This is a genomic window from Bradyrhizobium pachyrhizi (assembly GCF_001189245.1).
Classification (GTDB): domain Bacteria; phylum Pseudomonadota; class Alphaproteobacteria; order Rhizobiales; family Xanthobacteraceae; genus Bradyrhizobium; species Bradyrhizobium pachyrhizi.
Window position 1 is genome coordinate 1 of record NZ_LFIQ01000025.1, and the last position, 2,891, is coordinate 2,891.

Annotated in this window: 3 protein-coding genes; 2 read left to right on the forward strand and 1 reads right to left on the reverse strand. The window is 63.2% G+C overall.

Going from position 1 to position 2,891, the window contains the following annotated elements:
- Positions 1-155 precede the first annotated feature (155 nt).
- Positions 156-557, reverse strand: a complete 402-nt coding sequence (locus tag AKL29_RS02030; protein ID WP_050382726.1) for a DUF1330 domain-containing protein — start codon at positions 555-557, stop codon at positions 156-158.
- Positions 558-687: 130 nt separating this feature from the next.
- Here AKL29_RS02030 and AKL29_RS02035 point away from each other — a divergent pair, with 130 nt between their 5' ends.
- Together AKL29_RS02035 and AKL29_RS02040 are read left to right on the forward strand one after the other, a co-directional pair.
- The gene (locus AKL29_RS02035; protein ID WP_050383010.1) at positions 688-1,533 is read left to right on the forward strand and encodes a hypothetical protein; all 846 of its coding nucleotides are present in this window, start codon (positions 688-690) and stop codon (positions 1,531-1,533) included.
- Between the two features lie 219 nt (positions 1,534-1,752).
- Complete coding sequence (locus AKL29_RS02040) at positions 1,753-2,715, forward strand: DMT family transporter (RefSeq protein WP_050382732.1); 963 nt, start codon at positions 1,753-1,755, stop codon at positions 2,713-2,715.
- Positions 2,716-2,891: the final 176 nt, after the last annotated feature.

Genomic DNA, 2,891 nt, shown 5'->3' on the forward strand with positions numbered 1-2,891 from the left:
TCGAATGTGAATCTACCTCCCTGCTTTCGCACGGACGACGTCGGACATGTTGTCCCGTCTTCAATCCCGTCATCCTTCGAGGCTCGCTCCGCTCGCACCTCAGGGTGACGGTGATAGATCTGAGCATGCCGCCAGGCACGGCGCGCGCTACTCCCTCACCCCACCTTGAACTTGCTGTAGGCCTCGCGTGTCGCGATGATGACGTGCTCCTCGCAGCCGTTGCGGCGATGCGGGTCGCAGAGGTCTTCGTAATCGGCCGAGGTCATCATGTCGATGAAGGCGGCGACGCTCGGGTAGTAGACCAGCGCGAGATAGTCCCAGCGCTGGCCGGACGGCTCGCCCAGCGCGACAGTCTCGGCGCTGCCGGTCCACAGCAGCGTGCCGCCACGCGCCTTGATCATCGGGACGGTGAGCGCGCTGTAGCGCAAATAGGCATCCCAGCCCGAGCCGTCGCCGTCGAGCGATCGCGCGCGAAACCGCATCAGATTGACCATCACGACCGGCGCCTCGCGGTCCAGCTCGTTCAAGCCTTTGACGTTCAAGAGATCGACACCCATCACCCGCTCCCGCCCCAAGGCACATCGGTCAAGGCACATCGGTTTGGCCGCAACGATTATGTCACATCGCGGGACTAGCCTGAAATACCGCCGGGCCGTAAACTCAGGCCAGCTCTCGGAGGTCAAGGCCGTGATGACCCTTCCAGAACTAGCGGCCGACGCGCTCGGCAAATTCCTCGGCGAGTACATGCAGCGCCGGTTCGGCTCTTCGCAGACCCAGCTGGTCGAAATGGTGCCCTCGATCGCCCGGATCGCGCTCGAATGCATCGGCAACAGCGACGCGCTCTATCACAATGTCGAGCACACCATGCTGGTGACGCTGGCCGGCCACGACATCCTGCGCGGCCGTGCGCTGCACTCGCACATGAGCGCCGAGGATTATGCCCATGTCATCATCGCCTGCCTCACCCATGACATCGGCTATGTGCGCGGGTTGTTCGAGGCCGACGGCCAGGACGGCTATCTGGTCGAGGCCGACGGCCGCAAGATCATCCTGCCGCGCGGCTCGTCGGATGCGGCGCTGATGTCCTACCACGTCGACCGCTCCAAGATCTTCGTAATGGAGCGGCTCAAGGGCGTCACCCTGCTCGACAAGGAGCGCATTGTGCGTGCCATCGAAGGCACCCGCTTTCCGCTGAGCGACCCTGATGACGATGAGGATTTCGGCGAAGAGGCCACCCTGCTGCGGGCCGCCGATCTGATCGGCCAACTCGGCGATCCCCACTACATCCGCAAGGCCAACGCGCTGTACATCGAATTCGAGGAGGCCGGACTGAACCGCCAGCTCGGCTACGATTCGCCGGCCGATCTCGTCGACCGCTATCCGCGGTTCTACTGGGACAGTGTCGCCCCGCATGTGCAGAAGGCGATCCGCTACCTCAACATCACCTCCAGCGGACGGCAATGGATCGCCAATCTCTACAGCAACGTGTTCCGCGCCGAGCGCGACATCTCGCTGTCGGGGCCGCAGAAATAGGCGGTGACGGCTCAGGCCACACGCAAGAAACTACCCCCCGTCATCCCCGCGCAAAGGCTTCGCCTTTGCGCGGGGATGACGGGGATAATTCTTGCGCCTGGGAAGGATGACATCTCGGACGGTGTGTCTGCTGCCACAGATTCGGTCGGCCACGCATGGCTCCAATCCGCACTTTCGTCTTGTCGACGTGCCGGATTCGGGCACAACATCCATCAAATAATGACCGACCTTCGCGCCTTGCCCGCACCTGCCACAACCCCACGCCGCTCGCCGCTCAACTGGCTCAATAACCAGCCCTATCTGCTGCTCAGCCTGACGTCGCTGTTCTGGGCCGCCAACATCGTGCTGGCGCGCCATGTCGGCAGCCATGTGCCGCCGGTCACGCTGACCACGATCCGCTGGTTCGGCGTCTTCCTGATCCTGTTGCCGTTCGCCTGGCCGCATCTGAAACAGGACTGGCCGAAGCTGCGCAGCGCCCTGCCGTTGATGCTGCTGTTGTCCGCGGTCGGCTTCGCCTTCAACAACGCGATCTCCTACTGGGCGATGCAGTACACCGAGGCGCTGAATGCGCTGCTGATCCAGTCGGCGGGGCCGTTGTTCGTGGCGCTGTGGTCGCTGATCCTGTTTGGCGTCCGGCTGACGCCGGCGCAGCTGGCCGGCATCGCGATCTCGCTGGCCGGTGTGCTAACCATCATCCTGCGCGGCGACTTCTCCGCGCTCGCCAGCATCAGCTTCAACCGCGGCGACATCATGTTCGGCGCTTCGCTGGTGTCGTTCGGGCTCTATTCGGCGCTGATCCCGAGGCGGCCGAAAATCCATCAGCTCTCGCTGATCTCGTTCACCACCTGCTGCGGTGCGCTGATGCTGCTGCCGGCGGCGGCCTGGGAATTCTTAAACGGCGTGACGCTGAAGCTCGACGTCCTGACCTTTGCCACGCTGGGCTATACGCTGATCTTCCCGTCCACGCTCGCCTATCTGTTCTTCAACCGCGGCGTCGCGCTGATCGGCCCGAACCGCGCCGCGCCGTTCTTCCATCTGGTGCCGGTGTTCGGCTCGGCGATGGCGATCCTGCTGCTCGGCGAGACGCTCGCGCCGTTCCATCTGATCGGCTACGCGCTGGTGCTTGCCGGCGTCATCATCGCCTCGCGGCAAGGATCCGCCAAGACATCGGCGAAGCCCTAGCTGGCGCCGAGGAGACGGTTAGAGCGTTTTCGAGCGAAGTGGGCACCGGTTCGCGTGAAGGAAACGCGTCAAAACAAGAATCCAGAGCTTCGGTTCTGATTCGATCAGAACCGAAAATGCTCAAGTGTGCTGAATGCGAAGTTCGCGCGATTTCGCGGCAGCCATTTTCACGAACT